This window comes from Streptomyces sp. NPDC006193, from assembly GCF_040613915.1.
Classification (GTDB): Bacteria; Actinomycetota; Actinomycetes; order Streptomycetales; family Streptomycetaceae; genus Streptomyces.
The window spans coordinates 1-15,632 of sequence record NZ_JBEXTB010000001.1 but is presented as its reverse complement, the minus strand read 5'-3'; the positions used below and the strand labels follow the sequence as shown (position 1 = coordinate 15,632).

The 15,632-nt window shown below is 74.2% G+C and carries 19 protein-coding genes; 17 read left to right on the top strand and 2 right to left on the bottom strand.

All coding sequences use genetic code 11. The features are described 5' to 3' along the window. The first annotated feature begins 506 nt into the window (after nucleotides 1-506). From ABZ261_RS00095 to ABZ261_RS00025, 15 genes are all read left to right on the top strand, one after another. Nucleotides 507-1,058 (top strand): GNAT family protein, encoded by a 552-nt coding sequence (locus ABZ261_RS00095; protein ID WP_356854273.1) that lies wholly within the window; start codon nucleotides 507-509, stop codon nucleotides 1,056-1,058. Between the two features lie 60 nt (nucleotides 1,059-1,118). Continuing rightward, complete coding sequence (locus ABZ261_RS00090; protein ID WP_356854272.1) at nucleotides 1,119-1,559, top strand: phage holin family protein; 441 nt, start codon at nucleotides 1,119-1,121, stop codon at nucleotides 1,557-1,559. Nucleotides 1,560-1,935: 376 nt separating this feature from the next. After that, nucleotides 1,936-2,220, top strand: coding sequence for a hypothetical protein (locus ABZ261_RS00085; protein WP_356854271.1), 285 nt, complete (start codon nucleotides 1,936-1,938; stop codon nucleotides 2,218-2,220). A gap of 22 nt (nucleotides 2,221-2,242) precedes the next feature. Continuing rightward, nucleotides 2,243-4,090: a transketolase gene (locus ABZ261_RS00080; protein WP_356854270.1), complete on the top strand. Its 1,848-nt coding sequence runs from the start codon at nucleotides 2,243-2,245 to the stop codon at nucleotides 4,088-4,090. Beyond that, nucleotides 4,087-5,022 (top strand): non-homologous end-joining DNA ligase, encoded by a 936-nt coding sequence (ligD, locus tag ABZ261_RS00075; RefSeq protein WP_356854269.1) that lies wholly within the window; start codon nucleotides 4,087-4,089, stop codon nucleotides 5,020-5,022. Before ABZ261_RS00080 ends, ligD begins: the two co-directional genes overlap by 4 nt. 104 nt (nucleotides 5,023-5,126) lie before the next feature. Further along, complete coding sequence (locus tag ABZ261_RS00070; RefSeq protein ID WP_356854268.1) at nucleotides 5,127-5,504, top strand: gas vesicle protein; 378 nt, start codon at nucleotides 5,127-5,129, stop codon at nucleotides 5,502-5,504. 66 nt (nucleotides 5,505-5,570) lie between these two features. Continuing rightward, nucleotides 5,571-5,993 (top strand): gas vesicle structural protein GvpA, encoded by a 423-nt coding sequence (locus ABZ261_RS00065; protein WP_356854267.1) that lies wholly within the window; start codon nucleotides 5,571-5,573, stop codon nucleotides 5,991-5,993. Next, on the top strand, nucleotides 5,990-6,760 hold the full coding sequence (locus ABZ261_RS00060) for a GvpL/GvpF family gas vesicle protein (protein ID WP_356854266.1): 771 nt from the start codon (nucleotides 5,990-5,992) through the stop codon (nucleotides 6,758-6,760). The genes ABZ261_RS00065 and ABZ261_RS00060 overlap by 4 nt, the downstream gene beginning before the upstream one ends. Nucleotides 6,761-6,791: 31 nt before the next feature. Continuing rightward, complete coding sequence (locus tag ABZ261_RS00055; RefSeq protein WP_356854265.1) at nucleotides 6,792-7,046, top strand: gas vesicle protein GvpG; 255 nt, start codon at nucleotides 6,792-6,794, stop codon at nucleotides 7,044-7,046. A gap of 2 nt (nucleotides 7,047-7,048) precedes the next feature. After that, a complete protein-coding gene (locus ABZ261_RS00050) occupies nucleotides 7,049-7,723 on the top strand; it encodes a DNA primase (RefSeq protein WP_356854572.1) in 675 nt (224 codons plus the stop codon). After that, nucleotides 7,720-9,030: an SRPBCC family protein gene (locus ABZ261_RS00045; RefSeq protein WP_356854264.1), complete on the top strand. Its 1,311-nt coding sequence runs from the start codon at nucleotides 7,720-7,722 to the stop codon at nucleotides 9,028-9,030. Before ABZ261_RS00050 ends, ABZ261_RS00045 begins: the two co-directional genes overlap by 4 nt. Further along, nucleotides 9,027-9,368 carry a gas vesicle protein gene (locus tag ABZ261_RS00040; RefSeq protein WP_356854263.1) on the top strand — a complete coding sequence of 114 codons (342 nt, stop codon included), beginning with the start codon at nucleotides 9,027-9,029 and terminating at the stop codon, nucleotides 9,366-9,368. The genes ABZ261_RS00045 and ABZ261_RS00040 overlap by 4 nt, the downstream gene beginning before the upstream one ends. Further along, complete coding sequence (locus ABZ261_RS00035) at nucleotides 9,365-10,171, top strand: GvpL/GvpF family gas vesicle protein (protein ID WP_356854262.1); 807 nt, start codon at nucleotides 9,365-9,367, stop codon at nucleotides 10,169-10,171. Before ABZ261_RS00040 ends, ABZ261_RS00035 begins: the two co-directional genes overlap by 4 nt. After that, nucleotides 10,168-10,356: a gas vesicle protein gene (locus ABZ261_RS00030; protein WP_189815894.1), complete on the top strand. Its 189-nt coding sequence runs from the start codon at nucleotides 10,168-10,170 to the stop codon at nucleotides 10,354-10,356. The genes ABZ261_RS00035 and ABZ261_RS00030 overlap by 4 nt, the downstream gene beginning before the upstream one ends. Next, the gene (locus ABZ261_RS00025) at nucleotides 10,353-10,643 is read left to right on the top strand and encodes a gas vesicle protein K (protein ID WP_356854261.1); all 291 of its coding nucleotides are present in this window, start codon (nucleotides 10,353-10,355) and stop codon (nucleotides 10,641-10,643) included. Before ABZ261_RS00030 ends, ABZ261_RS00025 begins: the two co-directional genes overlap by 4 nt. 132 nt (nucleotides 10,644-10,775) lie before the next feature. Here the strand turns inward: ABZ261_RS00025 and ABZ261_RS00020 are convergent, their stop codons facing one another. Next, complete coding sequence (locus ABZ261_RS00020) at nucleotides 10,776-11,597, bottom strand: methyltransferase domain-containing protein (RefSeq protein ID WP_356854260.1); 822 nt, start codon at nucleotides 11,595-11,597, stop codon at nucleotides 10,776-10,778. A gap of 160 nt (nucleotides 11,598-11,757) precedes the next feature. Beyond that, nucleotides 11,758-13,254: a phosphatase PAP2 family protein gene (locus ABZ261_RS00015; protein WP_356854259.1), complete on the bottom strand. Its 1,497-nt coding sequence runs from the start codon at nucleotides 13,252-13,254 to the stop codon at nucleotides 11,758-11,760. Nucleotides 13,255-13,500: 246 nt separating this feature from the next. Between ABZ261_RS00015 and ABZ261_RS00010 the strand changes: the two genes are divergently transcribed. Next, a complete protein-coding gene (locus tag ABZ261_RS00010; protein ID WP_356854258.1) occupies nucleotides 13,501-15,120 on the top strand; it encodes an ATP-binding cassette domain-containing protein in 1,620 nt (539 codons plus the stop codon). 121 nt (nucleotides 15,121-15,241) lie between these two features. Then, complete coding sequence (locus ABZ261_RS00005) at nucleotides 15,242-15,529, top strand: DUF6158 family protein (RefSeq protein ID WP_356854257.1); 288 nt, start codon at nucleotides 15,242-15,244, stop codon at nucleotides 15,527-15,529. Nucleotides 15,530-15,632 lie beyond the last annotated feature (103 nt).

Sequence of the window (15,632 nt, the reverse complement as noted above, 5' to 3'; positions counted from 1 at the left end):
GCTGCGGTGCTGTGGCCCTGCGGTGCTGTGGCCTTCCGGGCTGTCGCGGCCGTGTGCCTGCGGCGTTCTCGCCCCTTGAGGGCTCGCCGGCCGTCGGGGCGGGGCACCCTGCGGCGCTCGCGGCACTGCGGCCGGTGCGGCCTTGCGGCTCTGCGGCCGGTATGGGTCGGTGCCTGCGGCCTGCGGCCTCGCGGTGGTGCGCGTTTCCGGCCTGTGGTGGCTGGGCTCGTGAACCGGCCTTCCGGCAGTAGAGGCGACGCGGCCCACCAGCCCTCGCTGCCTCGCGCTGGGAGACCTTCCGCACTCGGGGCTCTTCCCGCCCTCAGCCTCCGGCTCCTTCCGGTCCTCGGCCGGCCTCCGGTCGGGTGGGTCTCCCGGATGATGCCGTGCCGGTGCGGGGCGGTGCCCCGCCGGTCGACGGTGGGCCGTGCGGGGGCGTGTCTCTCGCGGCGGCGCCCGGCCGCGCGGCCGGGCGCCCGTGGACCGGGACGCCGTAGGCTGGCGGGATGCCGCACACTCCGTCCCGTCACCTCGCCGAAGGCGCCCGGGTCGCCATCCGGCCCCTCACCCTCGCGGACGGCCCCGAATTCACCGCCCGGGCCCGCGAGAGCAGGGAACTGCACCGGCCGTGGCTGTTCCCGCCGGACAGCGACGAGGCATACGCCGACTACGCCGGCCGGCTGATCGAGGACCCCGCTCGGGCCGGTTTCCTGGTGTGCGAGCTGGACAGCGGGGACATCGCCGGGTTCGTCAACATCAACAACATCGTCCGGGGCGGCTTCCAGTGCGGCGCCCTGGGCTACGGCGCCTTCGCGCACGCGGCCGGGCGCGGACTGATGCGCGAGGGGCTGGAGCTGGTGATCGCGCACGCGTTCGGGCCGCTGGGCCTGCACCGGCTGGAGATCAATGTGCAGCCCGGCAACGCCCGCTCCATCGCGCTCGCCCGGCGCGCCGGCTTCCGCCTGGAGGGCTTCTCCCCGGACATGCTCCATGTCGACGGGGCATGGCGTGATCACGAACGCTGGGCGCTCACCGTCGAGATGCGGACGACCGCCTGAGGCCCGCCGGGGCGGGCCGCCCCGGCGTTACCCGCTGTGTCCGGCGGGTACCCGGACGGTATGGACCGTTCGGATCATGTGGAACACCTGGACAAGCACCTCGTCGAAGAGCTGGCACAGGTGGCGCGCGAGACGGTGCGCGACGAACTGCGCGAGCAGTCCCGCAAACAGCGCCGTACCGCCATGCTCTACGCCGCGTCGGGCGCCGCCGCCCTGTACGCGGGCGGCGCGGTCGCACTCGCCGTGGGCCTGGCCCTGGCCACCGGCCTGCCCGGCTGGGCCGCCGCCCTCATCACCGCGGCGCTCCTGGCCGTGGTGGCCTACGCCCTGCGCGGCCTCGCCCGCCCCGGCCACGGACACCCCCACGGCGCCCCGGAAGCGCCGCACCGCGTGGTCGGCGGCACCTCGCCCGCCGCCCCGCCGAGCGGCCTGGGCCTCCCGTACCCCCCGATGCCGCCGGAGCCCCCGGTCGACCCCGACACACCTCACCACCGGGCCTGACCTCGCACCCCGGCGGAGGACCGCAGCGCGGTGAGCCGGGCGGCCGCGCGCCCCAGGAGCGAAGCGCCGGCCGTGGCCGCCCGTCCGGCGGCGTCCGGTGCTCCGGCCGGGTCACGGGCGCGCCGGCCCGCGTTTGGGTGCCCCGGCCCCGGTTACGTGGAGAGCCTCGGACGAGCCGCACCGCCGGAGGCGCACCGTGATCCGACCCCGCGTCGTCATCGCCGCGCCGGTCCCGCCGACGCCCGTAGCGGCGCCCGGGCCGCGGGCTCGCCGGCTGCCCGACGGGGCTTGTACGGCGTCCCGGAGCACGGCCGCACCGGAACCGGTGCGGGTACCCGGGCGTCCGCAGCGACCGCCCGCTCCCAGGAGGCGCCCCATGACACGCGACACGCATCCCACGGACCGGCCGGGCGAGGAGTCCGCGAAGAACCAGCCCGGCGGAGAACCCGCGAAGAACCAGCCGGGCGGAGAACCCGCGAAGAACCAGCCGGGCGGAGAACCCGCGAAGAACCAGCCGGGCGGAGAACCCGCGGAGAACCAGCCGGGCCGAGAACCCGCGGAGAACCAGCCCGCCGGGCGGGGGGCCACGCATCCGGCCCCGGGGCCCGTCCCGCGCACCGACCCGCCCGACCCCGCCGACCCCGCGAACGCCCCCGACTGACGCACGAAGACCGAGGAGCTTCATGAACACCGCCGAACTCGCCGAACTGGGACAGCAGTTGCGCGTGGACAGCGTGCGGGCGTCCGCCGCCGCGGGCTCCGGGCACCCCACGTCCTCCATGTCCGCCGCCGACCTGGTGGCCGTCCTGCTCGCGAACCACCTGCGCTACGACTTCGAGCGCCCCGACAATCCCGCGAACGACCGTTTCGTGCTCTCCAAGGGCCACGCCTCACCGCTGCTGTACGCGGCGTACAAGGCGGCCGGCGCGATCGACGACGGCGAGCTGCTCACCTTCCGCAAGCTCGGCAGCCGGCTGGAGGGGCACCCGACGCCGCGGCGGCTGCCCTGGGTGGAGACGGCCACCGGCTCCCTCGGCCAGGGCCTGCCGGTCGCGGTGGGCATCGCCCTCGCCGGGAAGCGGCTGGACCGCACCGACTACCGGGTGTGGGTGCTGTGCGGCGACAGCGAGCTGGCGGAGGGCTCGGTGTGGGAGGCCGCCGAACACGCCGGCTACGAGAACCTCGACAACCTGATCGCCGTCGTGGACGTCAACCGGCTCGGGCAGCGCGGCCCCACCCGGCACGGCCACGACCTGGACGCCTACGCCCGCCGTTTCCAGGCCTTCGACTGGCACACCATCGAGGTCGACGGCCATGACGTCGACGCCGTCGACCGGGCCTACGGCGAGGCGCTGTCCACCACCGGACAGCCCACCGTGATCCTCGCCCGCACCCTCAAGGGCAGGGGCGTGGCCGCCGTCGAGGACCGCGAGGGCCTGCACGGCAAGCCGCTGCCCGAGGCCGAGGAGGCCATCGCCGAACTCGGCGGCCCGCGCGACCTGCGGGTCCAGGTCGGCGAACCGCAGGCCGCCGCCGCACTGCGCGCGGTCCCCACCGAGGTCCTGCAGCTGCCGCGCTACGACCGGGGAGACGAGGTCGCCACCCGCGACGCCTTCGGCAGCGCCCTCGCCGCGCTCGGCTCCGCCCGCGGCGACGTCGTCGCTCTCGACGGCGAGGTCGGCGACTCCACCCGCACCGAGGAGTTCGCCAAGGCCCACCCCGACCGCTTCTTCGAGTGCTACATCGCCGAGCAGCAGCTCGTCGCCTCGGCCGTCGGCATGGCCGCGCGCGGCTGGGTGCCGTACGCCTCCACGTTCGCCGCGTTCCTGACCCGCGCCCACGACTTCGTGCGCATGGCGGCCATCAGCGGCTCCGGGATCAACCTGGTCGGCTCGCACGCCGGTGTCGCCATCGGGCAGGACGGGCCCTCGCAGATGGGTCTGGAGGACCTGGCGATGTTCCGCTCCGTGCACGGCTCGACGGTGCTGTACCCGTGCGACGCCAACCAGACCGCCAAACTGGTCGCGGCCATGGCGGGCCTGGAGGGCATCCGCTACCTGCGCACCTCGCGCGGCAAGACCCCGGTGATCTACGGCCCCGACGAGGAGTTCGAGGTCGGCGGCAGCAGGACGCTGCGCTCCAGCGACGACGACCGGCTCACCGTCGTCGCGGCCGGGGTGACCGTCCCGGAGGCGCTGGCCGCCGCCGACCGGCTCGCCGAGGACGGCATCCGGGTGCGGGTCGTCGACCTGTACTCCGTCAAGCCGGTGGACTCCCGGACCCTGCGGCGGGCCGCCGAGGAGACCGGCTGCCTGCTCACCGTCGAGGACCACCGCGCGGAGGGCGGCCTCGGGGACGCGGTCGCGGAGGCGTTCGGCGACGGCTCCCCGGTGCCGCGGCTGGTCCGTCTCGCGGTGCGCGGCATGCCCGGGTCGGCCGCCCCCGACGAGCAGTTGCACGCGGCCGGCATCGACGCCGCCGGCATCACGGCGGCGGCCCGGATGCTGGTCGAGGAGGCGGTCGTGCGATGAGCGGGGACGACGCGCGGACCCTGCGGGCCGGGCGTCGCACGGTGGCGATCCGGCGGCCGGGGAAGGTGCTCCTCCCCGGCGGCGGGGGCGCGAAGGAGTACACCAAGGGCGATCTCGCCGACTACTACCGGTCCGTCGCGCCGTACCTGCTGCCGCACCTGCGGGGCCGTCCGCTGATGCTGGAACGGTATCCGGACGGCCTCGACGGGCCGCGGTTCTTCCAGAAGGCCACCCCCGAGCACTACCCGGACTGGATCACCCGCGCCGAGGTGGCCAAGGAGGGCGGCACCGTCACCCACGTGGTCTGCGACGACACCGCCACCCTCCTGTACCTCGCGGACCAGGCCTGCCTCACCCTGCACCGCTGGCTGTCGCGCACCGACCGCGCCGGCGGCCCGGACCACCCCGACCGCCTGGTCTTCGACCTCGATCCCCCCGGCGACGACTTCCCGCTCGTCCGCGAGGCCGCGCACCGGCTGCGCGAGCTGCTGGACGACCTGGGCCTGCCCGCGGCGCCGATGACCACCGGCTCGCGGGGACTGCACCTCGTCGTCCCGCTCGACGGCCGTCACGACTTCGACGAGGTACGCCGATTCGCCCACGAGGTCGCCGAGTCGGCCGCGGCACGGGATCCGGACCGGCTCACCACCGCCGCCCGCAGACAGGACCGCGGCGACCGCCTGTACCTCGACGTGCAGCGCAACGGGTACGCCCAGACCGCCGTCGCCCCGTACACCGTCCGCGCCCGGCCCGGCGCGCCCGTCGCGGTGCCGCTGACCTGGGAACAGGTGGACGACCCGGGCGTCGACGCCCGCCGCTGGACCCTCGCCGACGCCCTGGAGCAGGCGCGCACGGACCCCTGGGCCGGTCTGAGCGGCCGAGGACGCTCCCTGAACCGTGCCCGAAACCGCCTCGCACAACTGCGTGGCTGACGCACGTACCGGTTGTGACCAGGCACGACGGGGCTCCGGCAGCATGCATTGGCTCCTGAAGGTTTGGCCCTGGATGTGAGGGCCACACGCAGGGAGAGGTGGCCATGTCGAACACAAAGAACACATCCGAAGCACAGAACTCGCGGGAGCCACACCACTCCCGCGAATCCCAGGAAGCAGACGACAACACAGGCGGGACCGCGGCGGACGACCACCGTCCGAGCCCCATGGAGGTGCTGCGCCAGGCGCGCGCCCAGCTCACCGAACTCACCGGCCTCACACCGGAGTCGGTGTCCTCGTTCGAGCAGACGGCGGACGGCTGGTCGCTGGAGGTCGAGGTCCTCGAGATGGAGAGGGTGCCCGACACGATGAGCCTCATGGCGAGCTACCAGGTCGACCTCGACCGGGACGGCCAGCTGAGCGGCTACCGGCGCGTCCGCCGATACGAACGCGGAAGGGCCGACGCGCGCGGTGGCCGCTAGGACACCGCCCCGCGGCCCCCGCCGCACAGACAGCGCACCGACAACGCACGAGGAGGAATCGCCGGCATGACAGTAGTTCCGGCACAGCAGACCGGAGGCGGAGGCGGCAGCAGCGGCCTCTACGACGTACTCGAGCTGGTCCTGGACAGGGGACTCGTGATCGACGCGTTCGTGCGCGTCTCTCTGGTCGGCATCGAGATCCTGAAGATCGACGTCCGGGTCGTGGTGGCCAGCGTCGACACCTATCTGCGCTTCGCCGAGGCGTGCAACCGCCTCGACCTGGAATCCGGTCCGCGCAAGAGCCCGGGGCTGCCCGACATCGTCGGCGAGATCACCGAGTCCGGCGCCCGCGGCAAGTCCAAGGGGGCGCTGTCCGGCGCCGCGCAGACCATATCCGACGCCTTCAACCAGGCCCGCAAGGAAGGGGAGGGCGAGTCCCGGCCGCGCGCCCGCAAGGCCCCGGCGCGCCGGAAGGAGGAGCAGGAGTGAGCACCTACGTCTACGGCATCACCGCCCGGTCGCACGCGGCGCTGCCGGAGGGCATGACCGGCGTGGGCGAGCCGCCCCGGCCGGTCCGCGTCCTCCCGGCCGGCGACCTGGTCGCCGTGGTCAGTGACGCCCCGGAGGACCTGCGCCCCAAGCGCAGGGACCTGCTCGCGCACCAGAACGTGCTCGCCGAGGCGGGCGCGGCCGGCTGCGTGCTGCCGATGCGCTTCGGCAGCGTCGCCACCGACGACGACGCCGTCGTCCAGGTGCTCACCGAGCGGGCCGAGCACTACCAGGAGCGGCTGCGGGAGCTGGACGGCAAGGTCGAGTACAACGTCAAGGCCACCCACGTCGAGGAGGCCGTCCTGCACCTGGTGATGGCCGAGAACGCGGAGATCCGCTCGCTCGCCGAAGCCAACCGCAAGGCGGGCGGCGGCAGTTACGACGACAAGATCCGCCTCGGCGAGATGGTCGCCGCCGCCGTCAAGGCCAAGGAGGGCGAGGACGCGGCCGAGGTCCGCAACCTGCTGGCGCCGGCCGCCGACGCGGTCAGCGTGGGCCCCGAGTCCACCGGCTGGCTGGTCAACGTCTCGTTCCTGGTCCCGCGGGCCTCGGCGGAGGACTTCCTGGCCACCGTCGAGCAGGTCCGCAAGAGCCACGCACACCTGGATCTGCGGATCCACGGTCCGCTGCCGCCGTACAGCTTCGTCGAGCCCGGCCCCGCCGAGCCCGCCGGCAGCACGGCCGGCGCGGACGCCGGCGCGCAGTAGCGCTCCCGGCCCGAACGGAAAGGAGAACACCGTGGGGCTGATCGGCGAAGTGCTGATGCTGCCGTTCGCTCCCGTGCGCGGCAGCGCCTGGGCCATCAGGCAGGTGCTCCGTGAGGCGGAGCGGATCTACTACGACCCCGCCACCGTACGGGCCGAACTCGCCCGCCTCGAGGAGCAGCTCGAGGCGGGCGAGATAACCGACGAGGAGTTCGACCGGCGCGAGGACGAACTGCTCGACCGGCTGGAGGCCGCTCAGCGCGGCGACACCACAGGCAACGGGACGTGACGATGAACAGAACGGCACTGGGCCTCGCCGTAGGGGCCGGATACATGCTCGGACGCACGAAGAAGCTGAAACTGGCCCTCGCGGTCGGCTCCTTCGTGGCCGGGAAGAAGATGAACCTCGGCCCGCGGGCGCTCGCGGACCAGCTGAGCCGGCAGCTGCGGGACAACCCGCAGTTCAAGGAGATCGGCGACCAGCTCCGCGGGGACCTGCGCGGCGTCGGGAAGGCCGCCACCGGTGCGATGGTCGAGCGGCAGATCAGCTCGCTCGCCGACCGGCTGCACGGCCGCACCGCACAGGTGCGCGACCAGTTGTCCGGCGTGGTCCCGGGGGACTCCGGCGAGGAGCGGGAGGACGCCGGGGGCGCGGAGGACACCCGGGAGGGGTCCGCGGAGGAGACCCCCGAGCCGGAGGAGGACGACCACGACGGCGACCGGGACCGTGACACCGGCCGCGAGGGCCGCGGGGACGGATCCCGGGGCGCACAGCGGGCCGCGAAGCCGCCGGTGAAGAAGGCCCCCGCCAAGAAGGCGGCGGCCAAGAAGACGGCTCCCGCGAAGAAGACCGCGGCCAAGAAGACGACCGCGGCCGGCAAGACGGCTGGCAAGAAGACCGCCGGGGCGGGGGACGCCGCACGGCGTGCCGCCCCCCGGCGGTCGAAGGGCGGCGACGACCGATGACCGACACCCTGGGATCCGCCACCTCCGCGGCAGGCAAGGCGACGGACAAGGCCAAGAACAACCCGCTCGCCGGTCTCGCCCAGAGCGAGGCCGCCGACCGGCTGAAGGAGGAGGTCCAGGAGTACCTGGCGGCACAGGCGCAGCGTGCGCTGGTGGGCCTCGGCCGCAAACTCGGCGAGACCACCGTCAAGCTCAACGACATCGCCGAGGGCAAGAGCCCGGGCTTCGCCAAGATGGCGCTCGAGGGCGGGCGCAAGCTCGCCGAGGGCAAGGGCCCGCTGCGCTCGGCGCTCGAGGTGGGCGGCTCGCGCGTCAAGGAGAACGTCATGGACGCCGTCAAGAACCTGGGGGGCGGCAAGGGCAAGAAGAAGCGCGGCGCGGGCAAGAAGCCCACCGTCATCATGGAGTCCATCGACGTCGGCGTGCCGCTGCGCACCGCCTACGACCAGTGGACCCAGTACCAGGACTTCAGCACCTTCGCGCACGGCGTCAAGAGCGCCAGCCGGGCCGACGACACCCACTCCGACTGGCAGGCGAAGGTCTTCTGGTCCACCCGTAGCTGGAAGGCGCAGACGACCGAGCAGATCCCCGACTACCGCATCCAGTGGTCGTCGGAGGGAGCCAAGGGCACCACCAAGGGCGTCGTCTCCTTCCACCGGCTGGAGGAGAACCTCACCCGGGTGCTGCTGGTCATGGAGTACTACCCGACCGGCCTGTTCGAGAAGACCGGCAACATCTGGCGCGCCCAGGGCCGCCGGGCCAGGCTGGACCTGAAGAACTTCGCCCGCTTCATCACCCTCAAGGGAGAGGCGGAGGACGGCTGGCGCGGCGAGATCCGCGACGGCGAGGTGGTCCGCAGCCACGAGGACGCCGTCGAGGAGGAGGAGCGCGAGCAGCAGGCCGAGGGCCGGGCGCCCGAGGAGGAGCAGGGCGACGAGGAGGAGAACGAGGAGAACGAGGAGAACGAGGAGAACGGGGAGAACGGGGAGGACACCGAGGCGCGGGACCAGGAGGGCGCCGAGGAGGAGGGCGAGGAGGAGGGCGAGGAGCCCGAGGAGGACCAGGAGGCCTACGAGGACGAGGCCGGCGAAGAGGGCGCGTACGAGGACGAGGCCGACGAGGAAGGCGCGTACGAGGACGAGGCCGAGGAAGAGGGCCCGTACGAGGACGAGGCCGAGGAAGAAGGCGCGTACGAGGACGAGGCCGAAGAGGGCGAAGAGGCCGAGGAGGGCGACGAGGCCGAGGACACCGGCGAGTACGAGGAGGACGAGGAGCCCGAGTACGCCGAGCGCGGGAGCCGTCGATGACGACGGCCAGCCGCTTTCCCGAGCCCTACGGTCAGGGCTCGGGGGCCAACCTCGCCGACATCCTCGAGCGCGTGCTCGACAAGGGTGTCGTGATCGCGGGCGACATCAGGATCAATCTGCTCGACATCGAACTGCTCACCATCAAGCTGCGGCTCATCGTCGCCTCGGTGGACAAGGCCAAGGAGATGGGCATCGACTGGTGGGAGAGCGACCCGGCCCTCTCGTCCCGCGCCCGTCGGGACGAGCTGACCCGGGAGAACGCGGAACTGAGAGAACGGCTCGCCCGGCTGGAGGAACTGGAGCCGGGCCGCGCCCGCGCCCCGAGGGAGGCACCATGACCGGACTGCGGTACGTCTACGCCGTCTGCCGCCCCTTCGAACTGCCGCTGCAGGTCCAGCTCACCGGCATCGGCGGCGCCCCGCCGGCACTGCTGCACCACCACGGGCTCGTCGCGGTCGTCAGCACGGTCCCCGAGGCCGACTTCTCCGAGGAGGCGCTGAAGGCCCACCTGGAGGACCTGGACTGGCTGGCCGCGACCGCCCGCGCCCACCAGGGCGTGATCGACGCGCTCACCACGGTCACCACTCCGCTGCCGCTGCGGCTCGCGACCGTCTTCCGGGACGACAGCGCCGTCCGCACCATGATCGAGGCGCGCGAGGACGACTTCCGGCGCCTGCTGGACCGCCTGGCGGGCCGCGTCGAATGGGGCGTGAAGGTGTACCTGGAGCCCGAGCCGGCCGAGCCCGTCCCCGCCGCCGCGGCGAAGCCCGCCAGCGGGCGGGACTACCTGCGCCGCCGGCGCGAGCGCAGCCACGCGCAGGAGGAGCGGTGGCAGCGCGCCGAGGCGTTCTCGCGGTCCCTGCACGAGCGCCTCGCGGCACGTGCCGAGGACGTCCGGCTGCACCCCCCGCAGAATCCCACGCTGTCCGGCGCGGCCGGGCAGAACGTGCTGAACGCGGCCTATCTGGTGCCCCGCAGGCAGTCCGAGGAGTTCGTGGAACTGGTGGACCGCACGAAGGACGAGGCGCCCGGCATCCGCGTGGAGCTCACCGGCCCCTGGGCCGCCTACTCCTTCACGGGCGAGACGGAGGACACCGCGGAGGCGAGGGGCACCGTGGAGAACGCGGGGGAGGGCCGGTGACCGTCGTCGAACGCCGCGAGGTCGCCCTGGTGGACCTCCTGGACCGGCTGCTGGCCGGCGGGGTCGTCATCACCGGCGACATCACGCTGCGCATCGCGGACGTCGATCTCGTCCGCATCGACCTGAACGCGCTGATCAGCTCGGTGAACCAGCAGGTCCCGTCGCCCTTCGAGGAGCTGCTATGACCGCGCGCCCGCAGCGCAAACGGCTCGACCTGGAGCCCGACACCGTCGAACGCGACCTGGTGAAACTCGTGCTCACCGTGGTCGAGCTGCTGCGCCAGCTCATGGAGCGGCAGGCCGTGCGGCGCTTCGACACCGGGGAGCTGACCGAGGAGCAGGAGGAGCGGATCGGGCTCACCCTGATGCTCCTGGAGGAGCGGATGGCCGAGCTGCGGGAGCGGTACGGCCTGCGGCCCGAGGACCTGAACCTCGACCTCGGTCCCCTGGGACCGCTGCTCCCGCGCGACTGACCTCGGCCCCCGGCCGCGGACCTCGGCCGCGCCCCGGACGCCCCACCCGACGCTGGTGGGGCGCCGCCGGTTGCGGGGGCGTGCAGTCCGTGCGGGCCGCTGGGGGCCGGAGGCGCCCGTGGGCGGGGCGGGTCAGGGTTCCTTCCGGCAGAGGATCTCTCCGTGCATGACCGCGAACCAGCCGTCCTCCCGCCCGCCCCATTCCCGCCAGGCCCCGGACACCGCCCGCAGCCTCTCCTGTGTCGCATGGCCCCCTCGTACGGCCAGGTCGGCGTAGGCGGAGGCGAGGGTGCGGTCCGCCCACAGGCCGCTCCACCAGGCCCGCTCCTCGGGCTCGGCGAACGTCCAGGTGCTGGAGGTGGCCGTGACGTCCCGCAGGCCGGCGGCCAGCGCCCACGCCTTCAGGCGGCGCCCGGCGTCGGGTTCGCCGCCGTTGGCGCGGGCCACCCGCTCGTACAGGTCCAGCCAGTCGTCCAGGCCGGGCAGCGCCGGATACCAGGTCATCGCCGCGTAGTCGGCGTCCCGCACGGCGATCAGCCCGCCGGGCCTGGTCACCCGGCGCATCTCCCGCAGCGCCTGCACCGGGTCGCCCACGTGCTGGAGCACCTGGTGGGCGTGGACCACGCAGAAGGCGCCGTCCGGGTACTCCAGGGCGTGGACGTCGGCCACCGCGAAGTCGACGTTGTCCAGACCGCGCGCCGCGGCGGTGGCCCGGGCCCGCTCCAGGACGCCCGGCGCGTGGTCGACCCCGGTGACATGGCCGTCCGGGACCAGTTCCGCCAGGTCGGCGGTGATGGTGCCGGGGCCGCAGCCGATGTCGAGGATCCTCATGCCGGGCTCCAGCGAGCCGAGCAGGTAGGCCGCGGAGTTGGCGGCGGTCCGCCAGGTGTGCGAACGCAGCACCGACTCGTGGTGCCCGTGCGTGTAGACGGCGGTCTCCTGCGCTCTCGGCATGACGGTACCCCTTCGCCCCTCGTCGGCCGGCGGCCCGGACGGACCCGTCCGCCGATACGCCCACCGTACGCCCGGCGGCCGGATGATGAGACCTGTGTATCGGCATGCGGACTAAGGAAGCATCAGTGAGGCGCGGGGCGGTCGGCGCGGCGTGGCGCGGTCAGCCCGCCGTGCCGAGCGGGCGGTACACCGTCAGGGCCTCCGGCAGCTTCTCCAGCGTCACCTCGTCCGACACCGTCGTGATCTCACCGTCGTACGCCAGCGGGGTGCCGGGGGTGACCCCGGTCAGCCGCAACCGGTTCACCTGCACCGCGGCGTGCGCGGGGGAGCGGGTCAGCGGGCCCGCGGCGGCCGCCGCCAGCAGCCGCAGCGCGGGCCGGCGGCTGCCGTGCACCACCCGCACGTCCAGCAGCCCGTCCGCCAGATCGGTGCGGCGGCCCGGTGCGAGCCCCATCCGGTGGTAGACGCCGTTGCCCACGAACAGCAGCCACAGCGGACGCCGTTCCCCGCTGACCTCGACCTCCAGCGGATGCCGGTCGGCCCGCAGCACGCGCAGCGCCCCGAGCACCCCGGCCGGCCAGCCGCCGATCCGGTGCGACCAGCGGTCCCGTTCGCGCACCAGCTCCGGGTAGACGCCCATGCTCAGCGTGTTGAGGAACAGCCCCTCCCGGTCCCCGGTGACGAACCGGCCGGCGTCCACCCGCACCGCCTCCCCGTGCCGGACCGCCCGGGCCAGCTGCCGTTCGTCCTCCACGCCCAGGTCGTAGGCGAAGTGGTTGAGCGTGCCGCCGGGCAGCACCGCCAGCGGCAGACCGTGCCGCAGGGCGACCGTGGCCGCCGCGTTCACCGTGCCGTCGCCGCCGCACACGCCGAGCACCCGGGCCCGGGCCGCCGCCTTCTCCAGCTCGTCCCGGACGTCCTCCGGTTCGCACTCGACGATCTCCGCCTCCGGCAGCGCGTCGTGCAGCGCACGCACCCGGTCCGCCGTCCCCGACCCGCGGTTGGCGACCACGACCAGGCCGTCGCCCTCCGGCAGCGCCGGCGCCTGCGCACGCGGCCGGGCGGACGGGGACACCTGGGCGCGGGTGGGCACCAGGCGCCGCACCAGGAAGGCCGCGCCCGCGCCGAGCGCGGCCCCGGCCAGCACGTCGCTCGGGAAGTGCACCCCCGTGTACACCCGGGACGCCGCGACCGAGAAGGCCACCGGCGCCACGGCCGCGCCCCACGCCGGCGACTCCAGCGCCACCCCGGTCGCGAAGGCCGCGGCGGAGGCCGCGTGCCCGGACGGGAAGGACGTGGTGATCGGCTGCCGCTTCAGCTGCCGCGCCAGCGGCACCGGATCCAGCACCGGCCGGGCCCGGCGCACCGAGCGCTTGCCGAGGGTGTTGATCGCCAGCGAGGCCAGGCTGAGCGAGGCCAGGCCGCGCACCGCCGCCCGGCGGGCCCGGGGTGTGCGGCTCGCGGCCATCGCGGCGGCCGTCGCGAACCACAGCACACCGTGGTTCGCGCCACGGCTCAGACGGGGCAGCACCCGCTCGGCGCCCGGCCAGTGCCAGGCGGCCGCGGCCTCGAACAGCCGGGAGTCGACGGCGAGCACCGTGCGCAGGGGGCTGCGGGCAGCGGCCGCGGGCACGGTCAGGTCCAGGTCTGGGCTCATGGGGTGCGGTTACCCTGAAGCACCCGTTTCTTGTGTCCCCGTGCGCCGGACGCCCGCATCCGCGATCCGCGTGTGGACCGCCGCCCGCGCCGTCGCCGTCGACGCCGGCTCCGCCGCGGCCCGCCCCCTGGAGAACACCGGCGTGGTCGTCCAGGACCGGCGGGCGCGCCCCGGCACGGCGCCGGTCCCGTGCGCGCGGGATAAGCGTTTGCCCCCGGCCGGAGGCGGCCCGGAGAATGCCTGCCCATGGGACATCTGGAAGCCGCACATCTCGAGTACTGCCTGCCCGACGGGAGGGTGCTGCTCGGCGATGTGTCCTTCCGGGTCGGTGAAGGGGCCGTCGTCGCCCTCGTCGGCCCCAACGGCGCCGGGAAGACCACCCTGCTGCGGCTGATCTCCGGCGAGCTGAAACCGCACGGCGGCACCGTCGCCGTCAGCGGCGGCCTCGGCGTGATGCGCCAGTTCGTGGGCTCCGTACGGGACGACACGACCGTACGGGACCTGCTGGTGTCCGTCGCGCCGCCCCGCATCCGGGAGGCGGCCGGGGCCGTGGACGAGGCCGAGCACGCCCTCATGACCGTCGACGACGAGGCCGCCCAGCTGCGGTACGCGCAGGCGCTCTCCGACTGGGCCGAGGCCCGCGGCTACGAGGCCGAGACCCTGTGGGACATGTGCACCACCGCCGCGCTCGGCGTGCCGTACGAGCGGGCCCAGTGGCGGCAGGTCCGCACCCTCTCCGGCGGCGAGCAGAAACGGCTCGTGCTGGAGGCGCTGCTGCGCGGCCCGGACGAGGTGCTGCTGCTGGACGAGCCGGACAACTACCTCGACGTGCCCGGCAAGCGGTGGCTGGAGGAGCAGCTCGGGGAGACCCGCAAGACGGTCCTGTTCGTCTCCCACGACCGCGAGCTCCTCGCCCGCACCGCGCAGAAGATCGTCTCCGTGGAACCCGGCCCGGCCGGCGCCGAGGCCTGGGTGCACGGCGGCGGCTTCGCCACCTACCACGAGGCCCGCCGGGAACGCTTCGCCCGCTTCGAGGAGCTGCGCCGCCGCTGGGACGAGAAGCACGCCCAGCTGAAGAAACTGGTGGTGAACCTCCGGCAGGCCGCGGCCGTGAGCCACGAGATGGCCTCCCGCTACCAGGCCGCGCAGACCCGGCTGCGCAGGTTCGAGGAGGCGGGCCCGCCCCCCGAGCCGCCCCGCGAGCAGGAGATCACCATGCGCCTGAAGGGCGGCCGTACCGGTGTCCGGGCGCTCACCTGCAAGGGCCTCGGACTGACCGGTCTGATGCAGCCGTTCGACCTGGAGGTCTTCTACGGCGAGCGGGTCGCCGTCCTCGGCTCCAACGGCTCCGGCAAGTCCCACTTCCTCCGGCTGCTGGCCGGCGAGGACATCGCGCACACGGGGGAGTGGAAGCTGGGCGCTCGCGTCGTGCCCGGCCACTTCGCCCAGACGCACGCCCACCCCGAGCTCCAGGGCCGCACCCTGCTGGACATCCTGTGGAAGGAGCACGCCCAGGACCGGGGCGCGGCCATGTCCCGGCTGCGCCGCTACGAACTGACCCGGCAGGCCGAGCAGGCCTTCGACCGGCTCTCCGGCGGGCAGCAGGCCCGCTTCCAGATCCTGCTGCTGGAACTCGCGGGGGCCACCGCCCTGCTGCTGGACGAGCCGACCGACAACCTCGACCTGGAGTCCGCCGAGGCCCTCCAGGAGGGTCTCGAGGCGTTCGAGGGCACGGTGCTCGCGGTCACCCACGACCGCTGGTTCGCCCGCTCGTTCGACCGGTTCCTGGTCTTCGGCAGCGACGGCCGGGTCCGCGAGAGCCCGGAACCGGTCTGGGACGAACGCCGGGTGGAACGGGCCAGGTGACGGTCCGGGCCGGGCGCGTCCGGGCGGGTCCCGCGGGCCGGCGCCCGCGCGGGCCCGGGACGCCGCATGTCCGTGCAGGGGATTCGGCGACGCCGGGCTTCCTGGTGGGTACCCGGAACCCATGAACGCACAAGACGAGCGGGGCGGCACGATGACCGGAGTCGACCCCAGCCGACTGGACGACCAGCAGCTCATGAAGGAGCTGGAGACGATCCACCGCACGCGTCACGACACCCTCCTGTACGGCTCGAACGACGCGCTGCGGGCCCACAACGAGCGCATGGCGCAGCTGGAAGGCGAGTACCTGCGCCGCAACCCGCGCCGCCTGGTGAGCGCGGGACGCACCCGGGAGGGCGCCCGCGAACGCGGCAGCGGCGAGGCGGCCACCCCGGACACCTCCGGAACCTGACCCCGACCCGCCGAGGCGGGGGGGGGGCGCGCGGGGCGGGGGGCCCCCCCCGCCCCCCGGGGGCGGGCGGGGCGCCGCGGGCCCCCGCCCCCCCCCCCGGCGG

Bases quoted from the DNA above. Each gene is read 5' to 3' on its own strand.
- ABZ261_RS00095 (WP_356854273.1), top strand. From the start codon at position 507: ATGCCGCACACTCCGTCCCGTCACCTCGCCGAAGGCGCCCGGGTCGCC.
- ABZ261_RS00090 (WP_356854272.1), top strand. From the start codon at position 1,119: ATGGACCGTTCGGATCATGTGGAACACCTGGACAAGCACCTCGTCGAA.
- ABZ261_RS00085 (WP_356854271.1), top strand. From the start codon at position 1,936: ATGACACGCGACACGCATCCCACGGACCGGCCGGGCGAGGAGTCCGCG.
- ABZ261_RS00080 (WP_356854270.1), top strand. From the start codon at position 2,243: ATGAACACCGCCGAACTCGCCGAACTGGGACAGCAGTTGCGCGTGGAC.
- ligD (WP_356854269.1), top strand. From the start codon at position 4,087: ATGAGCGGGGACGACGCGCGGACCCTGCGGGCCGGGCGTCGCACGGTG.
- ABZ261_RS00070 (WP_356854268.1), top strand. From the start codon at position 5,127: ATGTCGAACACAAAGAACACATCCGAAGCACAGAACTCGCGGGAGCCA.
- ABZ261_RS00065 (WP_356854267.1), top strand. From the start codon at position 5,571: ATGACAGTAGTTCCGGCACAGCAGACCGGAGGCGGAGGCGGCAGCAGC.
- ABZ261_RS00050 (WP_356854572.1), top strand. From the start codon at position 7,049: ATGAACAGAACGGCACTGGGCCTCGCCGTAGGGGCCGGATACATGCTC.
- ABZ261_RS00045 (WP_356854264.1), top strand. From the start codon at position 7,720: ATGACCGACACCCTGGGATCCGCCACCTCCGCGGCAGGCAAGGCGACG.
- ABZ261_RS00040 (WP_356854263.1), top strand. From the start codon at position 9,027: ATGACGACGGCCAGCCGCTTTCCCGAGCCCTACGGTCAGGGCTCGGGG.
- ABZ261_RS00035 (WP_356854262.1), top strand. From the start codon at position 9,365: ATGACCGGACTGCGGTACGTCTACGCCGTCTGCCGCCCCTTCGAACTG.
- ABZ261_RS00025 (WP_356854261.1), top strand. From the start codon at position 10,353: ATGACCGCGCGCCCGCAGCGCAAACGGCTCGACCTGGAGCCCGACACC.
- ABZ261_RS00020 (WP_356854260.1), bottom strand. From the start codon at position 11,597: ATGCCGAGAGCGCAGGAGACCGCCGTCTACACGCACGGGCACCACGAG.
- ABZ261_RS00015 (WP_356854259.1), bottom strand. From the start codon at position 13,254: ATGAGCCCAGACCTGGACCTGACCGTGCCCGCGGCCGCTGCCCGCAGC.
- ABZ261_RS00010 (WP_356854258.1), top strand. From the start codon at position 13,501: ATGGGACATCTGGAAGCCGCACATCTCGAGTACTGCCTGCCCGACGGG.
- ABZ261_RS00005 (WP_356854257.1), top strand. From the start codon at position 15,242: ATGAACGCACAAGACGAGCGGGGCGGCACGATGACCGGAGTCGACCCC.